The organism is Actinobacillus genomosp. 1, assembly GCF_029774175.1.
Classification (GTDB): Bacteria; Pseudomonadota; Gammaproteobacteria; order Enterobacterales; family Pasteurellaceae; genus Actinobacillus.
In genome coordinates, this window is the sequence record NZ_CP103834.1 from 2,171,451 (window position 1) to 2,188,657 (window position 17,207).

General features: G+C 40.6%; 16 protein-coding genes. 10 read left to right on the forward strand and 6 right to left on the reverse strand.

What is annotated here, in order from left to right; translation table 11 throughout:
• Positions 1 to 118: 118 nt before the first annotated feature.
• The 3 genes from ompA to ilvC form a co-directional block, all read right to left on the reverse strand.
• Positions 119 to 1,201 (reverse strand): porin OmpA, encoded by a 1,083-nt coding sequence (ompA, locus tag NYR63_RS10285; protein WP_279457414.1) that lies wholly within the window; start codon positions 1,199 to 1,201, stop codon positions 119 to 121.
• A 314-nt stretch (positions 1,202 to 1,515) separates the two neighbouring features.
• On the reverse strand, positions 1,516 to 3,714 hold the full coding sequence (locus NYR63_RS10290) for an autotransporter outer membrane beta-barrel domain-containing protein (protein WP_279457415.1): 2,199 nt from the start codon (positions 3,712 to 3,714) through the stop codon (positions 1,516 to 1,518).
• A gap of 112 nt (positions 3,715 to 3,826) precedes the next feature.
• Entirely contained in the window at positions 3,827 to 5,308 is a 1,482-nt protein-coding gene (ilvC, locus tag NYR63_RS10295) for a ketol-acid reductoisomerase (RefSeq protein ID WP_279457416.1), read from the reverse strand.
• Positions 5,309 to 5,544: 236 nt separating this feature from the next.
• Here ilvC and NYR63_RS10300 point away from each other — a divergent pair, with 236 nt between their 5' ends.
• From NYR63_RS10300 to NYR63_RS10315, 4 genes are all read left to right on the forward strand, one after another.
• A complete protein-coding gene (locus NYR63_RS10300) occupies positions 5,545 to 6,786 on the forward strand; it encodes a paraquat-inducible protein A (protein ID WP_279457417.1) in 1,242 nt (413 codons plus the stop codon).
• Between the two features lie 177 nt (positions 6,787 to 6,963).
• The gene (locus tag NYR63_RS10305) at positions 6,964 to 8,064 is read left to right on the forward strand and encodes a transglutaminase-like domain-containing protein (protein ID WP_279457418.1); all 1,101 of its coding nucleotides are present in this window, start codon (positions 6,964 to 6,966) and stop codon (positions 8,062 to 8,064) included.
• Positions 8,036 to 8,389, forward strand: coding sequence for a mercuric transporter MerT family protein (locus NYR63_RS10310; RefSeq protein ID WP_279457419.1), 354 nt, complete (start codon positions 8,036 to 8,038; stop codon positions 8,387 to 8,389). The genes NYR63_RS10305 and NYR63_RS10310 overlap by 29 nt, the downstream gene beginning before the upstream one ends.
• Positions 8,386 to 8,700, forward strand: coding sequence for a heavy-metal-associated domain-containing protein (locus tag NYR63_RS10315; protein WP_279457420.1), 315 nt, complete (start codon positions 8,386 to 8,388; stop codon positions 8,698 to 8,700). The genes NYR63_RS10310 and NYR63_RS10315 overlap by 4 nt, the downstream gene beginning before the upstream one ends.
• A 440-nt stretch (positions 8,701 to 9,140) precedes the next feature.
• Here the strand turns inward: NYR63_RS10315 and NYR63_RS10320 are convergent, their stop codons facing one another.
• Positions 9,141 to 10,325 carry an iron-containing alcohol dehydrogenase gene (locus tag NYR63_RS10320; RefSeq protein WP_279457421.1) on the reverse strand — a complete coding sequence of 395 codons (1,185 nt, stop codon included), beginning with the start codon at positions 10,323 to 10,325 and terminating at the stop codon, positions 9,141 to 9,143.
• Between the two features lie 116 nt (positions 10,326 to 10,441).
• On the opposite strand from NYR63_RS10320, the gene NYR63_RS10325 reads away from it, so the two are divergent.
• Positions 10,442 to 11,338 carry a LysR family transcriptional regulator gene (locus NYR63_RS10325; protein ID WP_279457422.1) on the forward strand — a complete coding sequence of 299 codons (897 nt, stop codon included), beginning with the start codon at positions 10,442 to 10,444 and terminating at the stop codon, positions 11,336 to 11,338.
• Between the two features lie 85 nt (positions 11,339 to 11,423).
• Here the strand turns inward: NYR63_RS10325 and NYR63_RS10330 are convergent, their stop codons facing one another.
• Entirely contained in the window at positions 11,424 to 12,272 is an 849-nt protein-coding gene (locus NYR63_RS10330; RefSeq protein ID WP_279457423.1) for an MBL fold metallo-hydrolase, read from the reverse strand.
• A gap of 180 nt (positions 12,273 to 12,452) precedes the next feature.
• The gene (locus NYR63_RS10335) at positions 12,453 to 13,022 is read right to left on the reverse strand and encodes an ACP phosphodiesterase (RefSeq protein ID WP_279458555.1); all 570 of its coding nucleotides are present in this window, start codon (positions 13,020 to 13,022) and stop codon (positions 12,453 to 12,455) included.
• A 217-nt stretch (positions 13,023 to 13,239) separates the two neighbouring features.
• On the opposite strand from NYR63_RS10335, the gene NYR63_RS10340 reads away from it, so the two are divergent.
• The 5 genes from NYR63_RS10340 (at position 13,240) to accB (ending at position 17,099) form a co-directional block, all read left to right on the forward strand.
• Positions 13,240 to 14,184, forward strand: coding sequence for a GlxA family transcriptional regulator (locus NYR63_RS10340; protein WP_279457424.1), 945 nt, complete (start codon positions 13,240 to 13,242; stop codon positions 14,182 to 14,184).
• Positions 14,185 to 14,334: 150 nt separating this feature from the next.
• Complete coding sequence (gene dapD / locus NYR63_RS10345) at positions 14,335 to 15,159, forward strand: 2,3,4,5-tetrahydropyridine-2,6-dicarboxylate N-succinyltransferase (protein ID WP_237610371.1); 825 nt, start codon at positions 14,335 to 14,337, stop codon at positions 15,157 to 15,159.
• Between the two features lie 64 nt (positions 15,160 to 15,223).
• Positions 15,224 to 15,688 (forward strand): type II 3-dehydroquinate dehydratase, encoded by a 465-nt coding sequence (gene aroQ / locus NYR63_RS10350; RefSeq protein WP_279457425.1) that lies wholly within the window; start codon positions 15,224 to 15,226, stop codon positions 15,686 to 15,688.
• Complete coding sequence (locus tag NYR63_RS10355) at positions 15,681 to 16,469, forward strand: glycosyltransferase family 32 protein (RefSeq protein ID WP_237610373.1); 789 nt, start codon at positions 15,681 to 15,683, stop codon at positions 16,467 to 16,469. The genes aroQ and NYR63_RS10355 overlap by 8 nt, the downstream gene beginning before the upstream one ends.
• A 171-nt stretch (positions 16,470 to 16,640) precedes the next feature.
• On the forward strand, positions 16,641 to 17,099 hold the full coding sequence (gene accB / locus NYR63_RS10360; protein WP_279457426.1) for an acetyl-CoA carboxylase biotin carboxyl carrier protein: 459 nt from the start codon (positions 16,641 to 16,643) through the stop codon (positions 17,097 to 17,099).
• Positions 17,100 to 17,207: the final 108 nt, after the last annotated feature.

Sequence of the window (17,207 nt, forward strand, 5' to 3'; positions counted from 1 at the left end):
TCATAAACCCAAATATAAACACAGGAAGAGTAGCACTAATTAAAATGGAGCAAAAAAATAACCCTCTTGCTTAAATAAGCAAAAGGGTTACTAATTTAACTTTAGAAAATTAACTAAATTACATAGTTACTTCTTTAGTACCTTGAACTTGAACTTCAACACGACGATCCGGTGCTAAGCAAGCGATTAATGCTTTACGACCTTTAACTTTGTCACATGTTGCGCCGGTTACCGGATTTGCTTCACCGTAACCTACTGCAGTTACGTTAGCTGCCGGAGCACCTTTAGAAACGATGTAGTTCGCTACAGTTTCAGCACGACGTTGTGAAAGTTTTAAGTTTGAAGCTTCTTTACCGATACGGTCTGTGTAACCATTAACTTGGATAGCAGCGTTTGCTAAACCAGCGTTATTGATTTCAGTTTGCATTGCATCTAAAGCTGTTGCTGCAGCCGGTTTTAAGTTTGATTTACCGAATGCGAATAATACGTCAGAGCTGAATGCAAAGTTTTTAGTTTCAACTGCAGGTGCTGCAACAGGTGCTGCGCCTTGACCGAAACGATATGATAAACCTGCAGATACAGAGCTGATATCCGGACGGTAGTCAGTTGCACCCATACGGTTTAATGTAGAGTAGCTTGCTTTACCCGCATTGTTTAACCATTGGTATTCAACACGTGCCGCTAATTCAGGAAGAATTGCATACTCAACACCCGCACCTAAAATTAAAGAACTTTGGAAGCGACGAGTTTTCACTTTCTCTTTATCATCGTTGAATGTTTTGTATGTGTTATTTACTAATGCAACACCTACTTTACCGTAAACGTCTAAATCAGGTAATACTTCGTAGCTAGGTTTTAATGCGATTGTCGCACCGTGTGCTGCGTGACGGAAAGTTTTCTTGTCCGCTTTACCGTTCGGTTTTTCAGAACCGCGCACACGACCGAAATAGTCATAACCTAATTCAGCCGCTAAACCTAATTTGTCTTGGTTTAAAATTTGGTAACCACCGAATACACCGTAAGTTACTGAGTTACGGTTGATACCGTATTTACCGCCTTTAGCTGCATCTAATTGTTCGATACCATCGTGGAATGATGCCCAACCTGCTTTCGCACCAGCGTAGAAAGTATTTTGTTGTGGAGCTGCTTGAGCTACCGCTGCAGCTGATAATACTGTTAAAGCAACTAATGTTTTTTTCATTTTGATGATCCTCTAAATTTATCGTCATCTATTAAAGACAAATCCCAACCTAAAAGGGATAATGAATAAAGCTATTAAATTATTTTATGTCTATCTCAAAATAATTAAGCTTTTATTACAGTTGTATTCTAGCAAATAAAAATTGAAAAATACAACAAAACCTATAATTAAGATTGTTTTTTATGCGGAATTAATTCGAAAAATATATTTTTTATGTATAATAAAACAATATATGCGATTAATTCTTATTCTCTTTAAATAATTGTATTTAATTTAAATTAAACTTATAATTTATAGACTATTACGGATAGTTCTTACCATTGATAACGATAAGTTGCCTGAATAACAAACGGTTGATTTAAACGTTTACCGTCACTTGTTTTTGCTTCAATACCTAAACGGTGGTTATTTATTTTAGCATTAAGACCTAATGTTCCTTCAAAGCGTGAACGGCTACTTGCCACTTCGTTTACTTGCAATTCATGCTGATTTACGCGTACATTTGCGGCACTATTTTTTGTTTTCACACCATTGATTTCGGCATAAGGTTGGAGTGACCAATCGGTTAAGTCAATCGCTTTTGCAACTCGTACGCCGGCACGTCCGTAAAGGCTTGAAATACTATCTTCGTCAGTTTCACCAGATAAATGTGACCATGCTAATTGTAGCTGCGGGGTAATTGTCCAACCGCTACCTAAGCTGTGGTGGCGACCTATTTCACCGGATAACATATATCCGTTGTAACGGCGTTCACCTGTCGTAGAAGATTCAGATTTTACACGTGCATATTTTGCAATATTATCCCAATAGAAACCGTTATCGGCGAGGAATGTTCCGTAAATACCGATAGTTTGATTTTTCACTTTACCGGAACCGTACTCTCCATTGAAATCGACATTTGAACGTGCATTTCCGATAAAACCGCCAAGACGAATACGTTCGGAAGCGGCAAAATCAGCACCGACTTCAAGGCTATGTAAGTTCTGATTAAAACCGGAAGTACGGCTATTTGATGCGGTATGTGTGCGGTTGAATTTGTTGCGTGTATTAAGATTTCTTACCCAGACATTCCCCGTTTCCGTACCTTTTTGCTCACCTAAACGTTGATGAATACCGTTCATACTTTGTTCAAGTTGTAATAACTGTGCTTGTCTGAGAGAAACAAGGGCGTTAGATTTTTCGCTTAAGGCAAGATAAGCGGCCGAATTTTGAGCAATATTTACATCGCTATTACTTGTTGTATTTCCCGCTATTGGAGCAACTGGATCCGGTTGCGATTTTGAAGTTGTTTTTGTTTGATCAGCCAGTTCGGTATTGGTTAAAATCCAGTTTGTACCGTCTTTGGCCAAACGGTAACGATATGCTCCGGCATCTACATAATCTCGTCCTAATAACGAAAAGTTTGCCGTACCGGTTTGAGTTTCTATCAGCGTAACTTTACCGTTTGGCGCTTGAGGTTCATTACCGGAATCATTCACGGCTAAACCGAATGAACCGCTATCTGAGCCTGTTACGGTAATTTTGTCCGATTGTTGTGTAGCAAGATCAGTATTAAGGCTAAAATCTCCGTTGCCGGATAAGTTTCCTAATGTAACTGTTTGAAAACCATCTACTTTTGTAAGATTAACCTTACCGTTATTTAACGCTAAATTGGTTAATTTATTGGTAAAGCGTTGGGTCTGATTAGTTTCGCTATCAGTATAATCTTGAGGTGCGGTTGTCCAAGAGGAATTATTTAAGGTCAGGCTGTAAGTCGAACTGTCGCTTACTTTGTCAGGCATTGCAACCACACCTGATAATATTGAGTTGTTTGCAGTTATATTTAGGGTTTCAATGTTAGTAATCGCTTCTTCATCATCATAAGCGGTTGCCACACTGAAAAAACGACTATTATTTATCGTACTGTCATTGATACTTAAATCCAAGCCAGCATATTCGGTACTGTTATCCGTATCCCACCAAGTATTTAATACCGAATCGGTTGTTACGGCCGTATTATTCAAAGTCACTTTATTATTAGGCTCGGAGAAAGCGATCGCGGCAGTTTCACCCGTACCTGATAAGGTTGAATTATTTATGGTAACCGTTGAGTTTTCCGCAATAATTAAATCCGTAAAATCATCAGGATTCGGAGTATTTATATTAAGCGTGCTGTCTTGAATATTAGCGGTCGTATCCTGTAAACGCAGTAATTCTCCCGTTCCGATATTTGCGGAAAGCGTGCTTTTTGAAATCGCTAATTTGGCGTTTTTCGCATAGATTAATTCTGCGTACTGTTCTTCATCTTCTGAATTAACAGATAAATTACTGCCTGTAATAAAAAGAGAATTATCACTGGTTGAAAGCCAAGTATTGTTATTTGTACTTCCGTTAAAAACGGTTGTACATTGATTTAGATTTTCATCTGTTGTTGAGTAGTGACGTGTCGCACTGCATTCCAATGCAGTTGCAGAACCTGCCATACCTACGGCGGCTAACGCCATATAAATCGTAGAGAATTTTAATTTATTCATTTTTTCATTCCTGTCTTTTACATTCGGGAAAGAGGGAAGTTTTTAATATTACTATGCCTAATATATACCAAAAAGCCCGCTTCTTGCAAAGCAGGCTCTTTATAATATTTAATTAACCTTGTGATGAAATACGCTTCATATCCGTCATATAACCACGTAACTCTTGACCGATTAATTCAACCGGGTGATTACGGATTGCATCGTTGATATCACGTAAGTAAACGTTGTCGATTTCAGTAGCTGGAGTCGGTTCGCCTAAGTCACCTTTTTGTAACATCGGGATTAATTTCTCTGCAAGAATTGGCGTTGCAACGTGAGAGAATAAATAGTTACCATATTCTGCCGTATCTGAAATTACCACGTTCATTTCGTATAAACGTTTACGAGCGATCGTATTTGCGATTAACGGTAATTCGTGTAATGACTCATAGTATGCTGATTCTTCGTAGATACCGCTTGCAACCATTGCATCGAATGCCATTTCTACACCCGCTTTCACCATTGCAACCATAACTACGCCGTTATCAAAGTATTCTTGTTCGGAAATTTTAATGCCGTCTGCTTTTGGTGAATTTTCGAATGCGGTTTTACCGGTTTCTTCACGCCATTTGAATAAGTTTGCATCACCGTTTGCCCAGTCTGCCATCATGGTTGATGAGAATTCACCGCTGATGATGTCGTCCATATGTTTTAAGTAAAGGTCGTTCAATTGAACTTTGATTTCTTCACTTAATTCAAAAGCACGGATTTTCGCAGCGTTTGATAAACGGTCCATCATTAAGGTGATACCGCCTTGTTTTAACGCTTCGGTAATCGTTTCCCAACCGTATTGGATTAATTTGCTTGCGTATGCCGGATCTTTACCGTCTGCCACTAATTTGTCGTAACATACGATTGAACCTGCTTGTAACATACCGCAAAGGATCGTTTGTTCGCCCATTAAGTCGGATTTAACTTCCGCTACGAATGAAGATTCTAATACGCCTGCACGGTCGCCGCCGGTTGCTGATGCCCACGCTTTCGCAATTGCCATACCTTCGCCTTTCGGGTCATTTTCAGGGTGAACAGCGATAAGTGTCGGTACACCGAAACCACGTTTATATTCTTCACGCACTTCCGTACCCGGACATTTTGGCGCAGTCATTACAACAGTAATGTCTTTACGAATTTGCTCACCTTCTTCAACAATGTTGAAACCGTGTGAGTAACCGAATGCAGAACCTTGTTTCATTAGCGGAATAATATCTGCAACTACTTTTGAGTGCTGTTTATCCGGCGTTAAGTTGATCACTAAGTCGGCGGTTGGAATTAATTCTTGGTATGTGCCGACTTTGAAACCGTTTTCGGTTGCACGAGTAAATGACGCACGTTTTTCCGCAATGGCTTCAGTACGTAGCGCATAGCTAATATCTAAACCGGAATCACGCATATTTAAACCTTGGTTTAAACCTTGCGCACCACAACCTACGATAACGATTTTTTTGCCTTTTAAGAAATTGCAACCGTCTGAAAATTCTTCACGATCCATAAAACGACAACGACCGAGTTGGTCTAATTTTTGACGTAAGTTTAATGTGTTGAAATAGTTAGCCATTCTGAGCTTCCTTATTTATATGTATGATGTTGAGTGTGTTGTTTTATGATGTTGTGTTTACACATTGTTGTTTTGTTATGCAATCGATTATACGCCGTTTTCATGTTGCGTAAATTGATATTATCGGGATTTTATATTGCATTATTTGCAATGTGTTTTGCTAATTTTTGACAAAAAATGACCGCTTGTAAGATGAATGTTAGAATATCGCCGTAATGAAAATATAGGATAAATAGATGAGAATAAATCAAATTACTTTGCAACGTTGTCCGGAATGTGAAACGGTGGTGAAAATACCGGAAAATATTCCGTTTCAAACGGCGGTTTGTCCCAATTGCCATGATGTGTTGCGTCCGGCAAACAGCTGGAGTTTGCGTCGTTGTTCGATTATCGCTCTTGCCATTTTAATTTTATTGCCGTTTGCACTGACTTTCCCGTTAATGAGTATCGATTTACTCGGTGTGCCGATTCACGCCACCGTATGGGGCGGAGTATGGAAAATGGCGACCGAAGGCTATCCTTATACCGCCTTTATGGTGCTACTTTGCTCGGTTGTCTTTCCGATTGCTTTTGCATTATTAGTATTAACCATTCGTTTACAACGCTTATTAGCACAGCGGCCTCGTTATACATTGATTTTTCTAGCGAAAATTCAAGAATGGGTTATGTTGGACGTGTATTTGGTCGCACTGGCGGTGGCGGCATTTAAAATAAGAGATTATGCCGCTCTCAGCTTTAGCGTGCATTTAAGCGCATTTGTGATTGTGACGATATTAACGACATTATTGTTTATTAAAATCAATCCGAAAAGAATGTGGGAAGATTTTTACCCGGAATACCATACGTTATTAAGCGGTCATCAAGGTAACGTCAGTTTGTGTCCGACTTGCGAATATACCTTTGATGAACAGATTGTCGATTTGAAAGGTCGCCAGCGTTGTCCTCGTTGCGAAAGTAATTTAGCGATTTCAGACAATATAAAACTACAACGAGTATGGGCGAGCTTAATTGCCGGTGTGGTGATGATGGTTCCGGCAAATATTTTACCGATTTCCGCCACCGGATTAGCCGGATCGGTTTCCGCCGATACGCTTTTTTCGGGGGTACTAACTTTTATCGGTTTAGGCAGTTATACGGTTGCCGCTATCGTGTTTATTGCCAGTATCGCCGTGCCGTTCAGTAAAGTGGCGATTATTTTATATCTGCTGTTAGCTATTCATTACAAATGGAAACACCCGATTCACTGGCAAATGAAAGCCTTACATTACGTACATTTTGTCGGACGTTGGTCGATGCTGGATTTATTTGTATTGGCATTGATGATGTCGTTGTTAGAACGAGGACAGATTCTTAGCTTCTCGGTCGGTGATGCTGCGTTTTTCTTCGGGGCGGCGGTATTTTTGACGATGATCGCTTCCAGTAATTTAGATGCCAGAATGTTGTGGCGTATCCATTATTCAAATGAGCAAAAAGCATAAGGATAAGCGGTCGAATTTTGTTGAATTTTTGCAAAGTTTCACGAAATTCAGACCGCTTGTTTACTGTTAAAGAAAATTTCTATCAGACTATTCCTTATTGATAGTTTTTAGTCTATGATTCGCAAGTCTCATTCATTCCGAATGAATATAACAAGTTTGTTTATTTAAGGACCCATCATGAAAAAATTGCTATTAGCCACATTGCTGGCAAGCTCGGCTGCATTTGCTAACCAAGTTCCAAGTTATAACACTACCACTCATACTTACGAATTTAATCAAAATTACGATCTCATCGTGCCGCAAGGTTCAAAAGGCGAAACCAATTTATGGGTTCCGTTACCGTTCAGTAATGATTACCAAGATGTAAAATCGATAGAATTTGAAGGTAACTATAACAAAGCCTATATCACCGAAAATAACCAATACGGTGCGAAAACGCTATTCGCTAATTGGGACGAAAAAGCGCAAAAACGTTTGTTAAAAGTGAAATTAGTGGTACAAACCAAAGATCGTGAACCGATGGCGAGTGGTGCATTGGCTAATTATCAAGTGCCGGAAAAAATCATTTATTCGGTGGATGTACAAGAGTATCTCAAACCGACCACTCACATTAAAACAGACGGCATTGTGAAGCAATATGCGGATAAAATTGTCGGTAAAGAAACTAACCCGCTAAAAAAAGCCGAATTGATTCATAAATGGATTGTGGAAAATATGGAACGTGATAATTCCGTATTAGGTTGCGGTGACGGCGATGTTGAGAAAATGCTGACCACCGGTGTATTAAAAGGCAAATGTACCGATATTAATTCGGTATTTGTTGCTCTAGCGCGAGCTTCGGATATTCCGGCGCGTGAAATTTTCGGTATCCGTTTAGGTGATGCACCGAAAATGTCAAAATTCTCAAAAACCGCCTTCGGTAGCGCAAAAGACGGTATTGCGAATGAAAATAGCGGACAACATTGCCGTGCCGAGTTTTATTTGGCCGGTTTCGGTTGGGTACCGGTCGATTCTGCAGACGTTGCAAAAATGCGTTTAGCTGAGAAAAAAGCGGTAAATGACGCCGATACGCAAGCGGTTTCAAAATACTTATTCGGTAACTGGGAAGCCAACTGGATGGGCTTTAACCATGCGCGTGATTTCAATCTTTATCCGCAGCCTGAATTGACACCGATTAATAATTTCGGTTATCCGTATGCAGAAATTGGCGGTGATCCGCTCAATTCATTTGATGCAAAAGAGTTTGGTTATGAGCTTATCTCAAAAGAACTCAAATAATCGTTTTTTTGCCTCACTTACCGCTGCGCTGATCGCGGCGGTAAGTTCGACATTATGCTGTATTGCACCGCTAGTTTATTTGGTGTTCGGTATTTCTTCACCGTGGCTGGTCGGGTTAAGCGAATATGAGTATTTACAGCTTCCGCTGCTGTTTGTTTCGCTTGGGGCGTTCGGTTACGGCTTTTGGTTACTGATATTTTCCAAGAAAATTATCTGTACTAAATATTGTTCTCGCCGTACTTTGATTATTCTGTATTGGATTGCCTTTGCGATTATTCTGTTTTTCCTTAGCTATCCTTTTATTTTGCCTTGGTTATTAGAATGAAAAAATTACTGTTTACTTTGCTTTTTTATGTCGGAATTTCACCGCTTGTTTATGCCAATGAAGTTGCATCGACCAATAATGTGACAACCGAACAGCAGGTACAAAAAGAAGTGAATTTCTACGTTAAAGAAATGACCTGCCAATTATGTGTCTATTTGGTTAATAAAGAATTGCGAGCAATTGACGGAGTGGTTTCGACCAAAGCGAATATGAAAGAACGTAAAGTCAAAATTATCGCTAATGAGAATGTATCGGTAGAGCAGATGATTAAAGCGATTGAGAAACTCAGTTATACCGCCGAGCAGATTTAGGTTTTTACCACAGAGCGTACGGATTTTTTACCACGCACGGCAAGCCGTACGTGGTTAGGATCAGCCTACGGCTGAGTGAGCCACGCTGTGGCTCTGAGGGTTTCTGCGATGTGGTTTATTTTCGATGAATGTACGGACACCCTCGCCCCTCGTGGGAGAGGGACAGATTTTTCTTTGTTTAGAAGAAAAATCAGGGAGAGGGGGTAATCAGTTAAAAAGTCTTATTAGGTTTTTATGCCTATCAACTGTCAAATCTCCCCTAACCCCTCTTTGCTAAAGAGGGGGATTTCTTTTAAAAATTAACCAGTTAGGAATTTTTGTTTACCACGCACGAGCCGTACGTGGTTAGGATCAGTCTGTGGCTCAGGTTTTTTTGCGATAAGATTAATTTCGCGTTGTCGGTATATTCCGTAGTGCATTTTTACCACGGAATATACTTATTATGCCTCTTTCGCCGCAGTATAAATTGCGACCATATCCGCTTCATATAAAGTTTTTGCCGCACCGATACTACCTTTTGAGGCGATACTGCATTTGTGCGCCATTTCGGCAATTTGTTCCGTACTTGGATTGATGCCTAGTTCGGTGAGGTTGGTCGGCATATTAATACTGCGGAAGAAATCTTCCATTGCTGTAATACCTTTTAGAGCAGTTTGTTCTGCGGTGGTTGCCGGCGTAACGCCCATTACTTGAGTCGCAAAACGTTCAAAGCGAGGTAAAATATCTTGGTAAACATATCTTGCCCAGTGTCCCCACATCGCAGCTAAACCGGCACCGTGAGTGACATCAAACATACCGCTTAGCTCGTGTTCCAACATATGCGTTGCCCAATCGCCGTTACCACCGCCGCAACCGGTCAAACCGTTGTGCGATAGGCTTCCGCACCACATAATTTCCGCTCTGGCTTGGTAATTTTTCGGATCTTTTACTAAGATTTGGGCATTTTTCATCACGGTTTTTAAAATGCTTTCGGCAATCGTATCGGTAATTTCCATTGTAGCGTTCGGTGTGAAATAACGCTCCATCGTGTGCATTAAAATATCTGCATTACCGCTTGCGGTTTGATAGTCCGGTAAAGTTACGGTTAATTCGGGATTTAAAATTGAGAATTTCGGGCGAGACAAATCATTACTATAACCGCGTTTGATACCGCCCTCGTCTTTAGTAATCACCGAACCGTTACTCATTTCACTACCTGCCGCCGCAATAGTTAAAACGGTAGCTACCGGTAAACAAGCGGTTGCTTGACGTTTACCGTCAAAAAGATCCCAAACATCGCCTTCTTCCGCCACACCGTAAGCGATCGCTTTGGCGGAATCAATTACACTACCGCCACCGACGGCAAGAATAAAATCCACCTGTTCTCGTTTACATAATTCAATGCCTTGATAAACCAAAGACAGTAACGGATTCGGTACTACACCGCCCAATTCTACATAAGCAATACTTGCGTTATCTAATGATGCTTTAATGCGATCCAATAAACCGGACTTTTTCGCACTTTGGCTACCGTAATGAATCAATACTTTTTTGCAATGTTGCGCTTGAATTAATTCACCGACTTGTTGTTCGGTGTCTTTACCGAATACGATTTTGGTCGGGGTAAAGTAATTAAAATTTTGCATATTCGTTTCTCCTTATCGAATCATTGATTTGGCACATTCTAAAAAGTGATTTATTCCTATACAATGAATAAATTACGAATAAAGAATTCCTGTTTAGGGAATAAATGGGAGGAAATATGCTCGATAAGGTGGAAGCGGTACGTTACTTTTGTATTGCGGCGGAAACATTACATTTTCGTGAAGCGGCAAATCGTTTGGCGATTTCGCCACAGGTGGTTACCCGTATGATTGCCGATTTGGAGCAACAATTAGGCGAACCGTTATTTAAACGCAATACCCGTAATATTTCTTTAACCGATTTTGGCAAAGTGTTTTTGGCGGATGCACAAGTCTGGTTAAAAGCGACTGAAACGTTATTCCAAACCGACTTTAAAGAATCTATGCGCGGTACGGTACGGATTACTTTACCTCGTTTACCGAATAATGATGTGATTTTAGCGGAATTATTGGAAGCGCTTTCGGATCAGCCGCAATTGCATATTGACTGGCGACCGGATACCGCTTTGTATAACAGTGTTACAAAACAAATTGATATTGGCGTGCGCATCAGTATGCAAATGGAACCGCATCTGATTACTCGAGAAATTACTACTATCAAGGAACGGATCGTGGTAAGTCCGAAGTTATTGGCTAAATTAGGGCAACCGCAAGATCTAAATGATCTGCAGACTCGTTTCCCGTTATGTGTAGAGATAAATCCGCAGACCGGTAAAGCGTGGCATTGGTTTAATACGCCGAAGCAAAGTTTTATGGTAAAAGACCCGTATTTTATCAGTTCGGAAAGTTACAGTAATTTAGCGGTGGTATTGCAAGGATTGGCGGTCGGAATGTTACCGGAATATCATTATGCGCCGCATATAAAAGCGGGAAGATTAGTGATGCTGTTCCCCGAATTAAAGATTCCGGATTGGAAAATGTTTATTTATCGTCCGCAACAAGAAAACACGCCGATGCGAGTGTTATATGTATTTAATTTATTGAGTGAGATTTTGCAGAAATATTATGCAAAATAATGACATTGTTAGTAGATTAGGCGGATACATGACCCGCCCTAGATTTACTGTTTTTTAAAGAAATTTAACCGCTTGTCGCCGTAAATTAGTATTTTAAGGTTTCGCCTTCCGTCGGTACGGCAACTTGTTTTAAGCCTTTTGCTTTCACAAATTCACGCATATCTTTGGTGCTGACTGTTGCGTGGTTTACCGCATCCATATGCACAGTAACGATGTCTGCTTTCGGTGCGACTTGACGCATTTTCGCTACATCTTCTTTACCCATAATGATCGCACCTTTTGGCTCGATCATCTCTGCACGACCGGTATTCATTACGATCACTTCCGGTTTGAAATCGGTAATCGCATTATCCACCGATTGATTCCAGATAGTATCGCCCACAATATAAGTGGTTTTCTCGCCTTTCGCTTCCATTACAAAGCCCATTGCATCGCCTAACATTTCCGCTAACATTGGATTGGCATACATAGCATCCGTGCCATGCTGACCGCCTTTAATACGCGTTAATTTTACGCCGTTAAATTCCGTGTGGTTGCCCACTACACGTACATCTTTAAAGCCTTGACCACGAATGATTTTTGCATCGTCCGCATTTTGCACGAAAATCGGTAAATCTTTTGGTAATTTCTCTTGAGCCGCTTTATCCCAGTGGTCATCATGAGTGTGAGTAACGATTACCGCTTGCACGCCTTTGATCACATCTTCCGCTGATTGTTTCATATCAACTAATGGGTTACGTTTTTCAAAGTTTACTGTACCGGCAAAACCCTCATAAGCACCTTTAGTCGCTAAATACGGATCAACTAAGAATGTTGTGCCTGCGTAGTTGATTTTTGCCGTTGCATTACGAACGTGCTGATATTCCATTGCTGACGCTGAATTTGCGACGAATAAACCTAATGTTAATGACGATAAAGTTGCTTTAAGTTTCATATTGTATCCTTTGTAAAATTATTCCGAAAAACGACCGCTTGTTGCGGTGTGTGAATATTATGCAAAAAAGTAATTTAATTAAGAATTGGCTTTTAGGACAATATAAGCAAGAATCGGGTCAATTTAATCTTAAAGTAGGTCAAATGGCATTGCATGACATCTTTCTTCTTACAGGGAACTTCAACTACTCAACGAATTTAACGCAATATATTTACGCAGACTTTCGTCTTTGGTGTAACTAAGTTCTTGGATTGCCAACGTCTCAAGTTCCACATAATGCTTTTTAAGCACATTTCCTGCCGTGCGCAGTACTTCGCCACGAGTGACACGTTGCGCCATTCCTGTAAATACTCGATCAGTTAGAAAATCAAAATCAGCATAGTGAGATAAGGCTCGGTTCTGCACCAACCAATTAAACAGCGAAGCGAAACCTGGTGGGAAAATCGGCCGATATCGGCTAATGCTTGCGAAGATCATTGTTTCAATCGCTTCCAGTTCTTGTCCAAACAAACGGTTAAAATTTTTTGCGATAAAATGGTCAATCACAATATCCGACACAATTCCTTTAAATCGTCCTAAATCCTCAGTAAGTAGAGGATTGAGAAAATTTTCTCGCCGATCTGTCGTGCTGTCGATCAAACGGTGTAGCCTTATCCCATCTCGAATATGGCTTGCTATCGCTAAATTTTCGACTCTCCCCTTATAAAAATCACCGGCAAAATTACCGAATAAGGTACGGCTATTCGGCATTATTTCGTCTAACTGGAAGGAAATCATACTATGGGCAAGAAAATTCATAGTCGCTCGCTATAACTATTTATCATCAACACATCATAGCTTAAGTTGGTTGGATAAGGAAATTAAGTGGGGAATGGAGGGCTACGCACTTAAAGTGTAAAATCTTCTCTGAATTTGACTTTTAACATAAGAATAGAAAGAATTAGGTCAAAATTACAAGGAGAAACCGATGCCGTTAAAAATCGCGCTTGTGCTACAGCCTAACCTCAATCTTTTTCAGTTTTCAGTGCCGTATGTGGTATTTACTACGGCATTACCGACTGACGATTTATTTTCGATTACGTTGGTGGCAGAAGAAGCGAGCGTACAAAGTCATTTACTAAATGTGCAGGCGGAGCGAGGTTTGGATTATTTAGCGGAAGCGGATATTGTGATGATCGCCGGTTGGGCGGATTTAAACGAACCGCCAAGCGAGGTATTACAAACAGCATTACGCTCAGCTTATCAACGTGGGGCATATTTAGTCGGGTTGTGCTACGGCACTTATGCGTTGGCTTATGCAGGCTTACTGGACGGCAAGCGAGCCACTACTCATTGGCACGGCGAAGCGGATTTTCATCAACGTTTTCCGCAAGTAAAGCTCGATGCCAATGCGCTTTATGTAGAAGACGACAGACTGATTACTTCTGCCGGAACAAGTGCCGGACTTGATTGCTGTCTTTATCTTATCCGTAAATTCTATGGAGTAAAAATTGCGAATTATGTGGCACGTATTATGGTTGCACCACCACATCGAGAAGGCGGTCAGGCTCAATTTATCGAACCGCAAAAATTGGATACTTCACAAAATGATAAATTGCACGAAATATTGCAATATGTCCGACAAAATCTGCAAAAGCCGCATCATATTGATGATCTTGCAGAGATGGCACATATAAGTCGAAGAACATTCACTCGCCATTTTCAGAAAATGATAGGTAGCAGTTTTACTCAATGGTTGATTGTCGAACGTTTACAGAAAAGCCTTGAATTACTCGAAAGCAGCGAACTTTCGATTGAAGCAATTAGCGATAAAGTCGGCTTTCAAAACGTGGTGAGCTTCCGTCAACATTTTAAACAACGTTTTCAAGTCAGTCCGAACGAGTGGCGGAAAACCTTTGGCGGGGACGAATAGTACAAGCGGTTAAATTTAATGGATTTTTTGCAAAAAGTTTTGCCAATCCGACCGATTGCCTTTTTTCTAGTAGCAAAAAACGGCTATTTATGTTAAAAATTGAGGCAAATTTTCTCTCATAATTTCCATTCACATTAAAGGAACACAACAATGTCTTTACAAGCAATTATCGAAGCGGCATTTGAGCGTCGTGCTGAAATCACACCAAAAACAGTTGATGCGGAAACTCGTGCTGCAATTGAAGAAGTTATCGAAGGTTTAGATAGCGGTAAATATCGTGTAGCGGAAAAAATTGACGGTGAGTGGGTAACTCATCAGTGGTTAAAAAAAGCGGTTTTACTTTCATTCCGTATCAATGACAACCAAATTATTGACGGTGCGGAAACCAAATATTACGACAAAGTAGGTTTAAAATTTGCAGATTACACTGAAGAACGTTTTGCACAAGAAGGTTTCCGTGTGGTGCCGTCTGCAACCGTACGTAAAGGTGCATACATTTCTAAAAACTGCGTATTAATGCCGTCTTATGTAAACATCGGTGCATACGTGGGCGAAGGTACAATGGTTGATACTTGGGCAACCGTAGGTTCATGCGCACAAATCGGTAAAAACGTTCACTTATCAGGTGGCGTAGGTATCGGCGGTGTATTAGAGCCGTTACAAGCAAACCCAACTATTATCGGTGATAACTGCTTTATCGGCGCACGTTCGGAAGTGGTTGAAGGCGTAATCGTAGAAGACGGTTGTGTTATTTCAATGGGCGTATTTATCGGTCAATCAACCCGTATTTATGACCGTGAAACCGGCGAAATCCACTACGGTCGCGTACCGGCAGGCTCTGTGGTTGTTTCAGGTAGCCTTCCGTCAAAAGACGGTAAATACAGCCTATATTGCGCAGTTATCGTGAAAAAAGTTGATGCGAAAACATTAGGTAAAGTGGGTATCAACGAATTACTTCGTACCATCGAAGAGTAATTAAATCCTCCCGCCCCCTCTTTGCAAAAGAGGGGGATTTTTTTACCGCTTGTAAGGAATCGATATGAAAAAAATTCTTCTCTTAAACGGTCCTAATTTGAATATGTTAGGCAAACGAGAACCGCATATTTACGGCTCGCAGACTCTTGCAGATATTGAACAACATTTACAACAATCGGCACAGGCGCAAGGCTACGAATTAGATTACTTCCAAGCAAACGGTGAAGAGCCGCTGATTAATCGTATTCATCAAGCCTTTCAAAATACCGATTTCATTATTATTAATCCGGGTGCATTTACCCACACTAGTGTTGCGATTCGTGATGCGTTGTTAGCGATATCTATTCCATTTATCGAAGTCCATCTTTCAAATGTGCACGCCCGTGAACCTTTCCGCCATCATTCTTATCTAAGCGATATAGCAAAAGGCGTGATTTGCGGTTTAGGTGCAAAAGGTTACGATTATGCGCTCGACTTCGCAATTTCAGAATTACAAAAAATACAATTAGGAGAAATGATGAATGGCTAATCCGGTTAAATATGAATCGTTGATTGTGGTCTGTAACGGTTTAGAACGTCTATTCGGAAATATTGTTAAAGTATTAAGTTATCCGTTCCACGCGCTTTTCCCAAAACTTCGTTTTACTATTCCGGAATATAGTCCGGCAAAAATTCATTCGAAGCAACATACTCGAATTACCAAAACGATTTGGCAAACCAATTATTCAAACAAAGTCACATTGCCGGTCTATGCGAATTATCTGTTTAACCGTTTAATGTCGTTGAGTTACGATTATCGTTATGTTAGTACCGAAGATAGAGAAACCTATATTAAAGCGAATGCTGATGAGCGAACTTTTAATGCCTACAGCAAGCTCACCGACGGTGCGGCGCAAGCAGATTTCTGGCGTGTATTTACTTTATTGCAAGAGGGCGGAGTATATATTGATATTGACGGACATTTAGTTTTCCCTCTCTCCCAAATTATTCAAGAAAACGATCAGGAAGTCCTAATTAAACGTCGTGATAAATATACCAATTTCTTTTTAGCTTGTGAGAAAGGTCATCCGATCTTAAAAGATACGTTGGAAATTATTATCAGCAATATTGAAAATCGCCGTATCGAAGGCGGGGTATTTGTGATGACTGGGCCGGAAACGCTGAATGTTGCGATCGGTACGAAAAGTGTGAACACTCGCCGTGATAAAACGACTTGTGCGCAAGGGACTTTTACTAATGAATATTTCCAATATATTGATAAACCTCGTAGCAAATGGAACTATAAAAAGAATGACGAGCTATTAAAATAGTTTCCTTTTAACTGCTACGATGAGTAGCAAAATCCCGATAAATTCGCCAATTTTGCAAGATTTTATTCGCAAAATTGGCGAAATTGGAGTAATCTAGACAAGATTTTTTACTCTGCACATTGTTGTGCGGAGTTTCTCTTTTTTAATTGACTATAAAAACGGAATCTCACTATGGATATTCGCAAAATCAAAAAACTTATCGAATTAGTTGAAGAATCAGGCATCACTGAATTAGAAGTGTCTGAAGAAGAAGGTACGGTACGTATTAGCCGTGCTCAACCGGCTGCATCAGCGGCAGTCCAATACGTAGCAGCACCTCAAGCAGCCGCAGTTGCACCTGCAGCACCTGTTGCACAAGCAGCACCGGCAGCACCGGCTGCATCAGCAGAAGTAAGCGGTCACGCGGTGCTTTCACCGATGGTAGGGACCTTCTATCGTAGCCCAAGCCCGGATGCAAAAGCATTTATCGAAGTGGGTCAAACCGTAAACGTTGGTGATGCGTTATGTATCGTAGAAGCAATGAAAATGATGAACCGTATTGAGTCAGACAAAGCCGGTGTGGTTAAAGCGATTTTAGTAAACGACGGCGAAGCGGTTGAATTCGACCAAAAACTTATCATCATCGAATAATTTATTCAGCACGGAAATGACGGAATACACGGAATATTGTCAGTTGAACAAGCGGTCTGTTTTCTCTCGAATTTTGTAAAAAAATCGGCAAAATTAACCGCTTGCAAC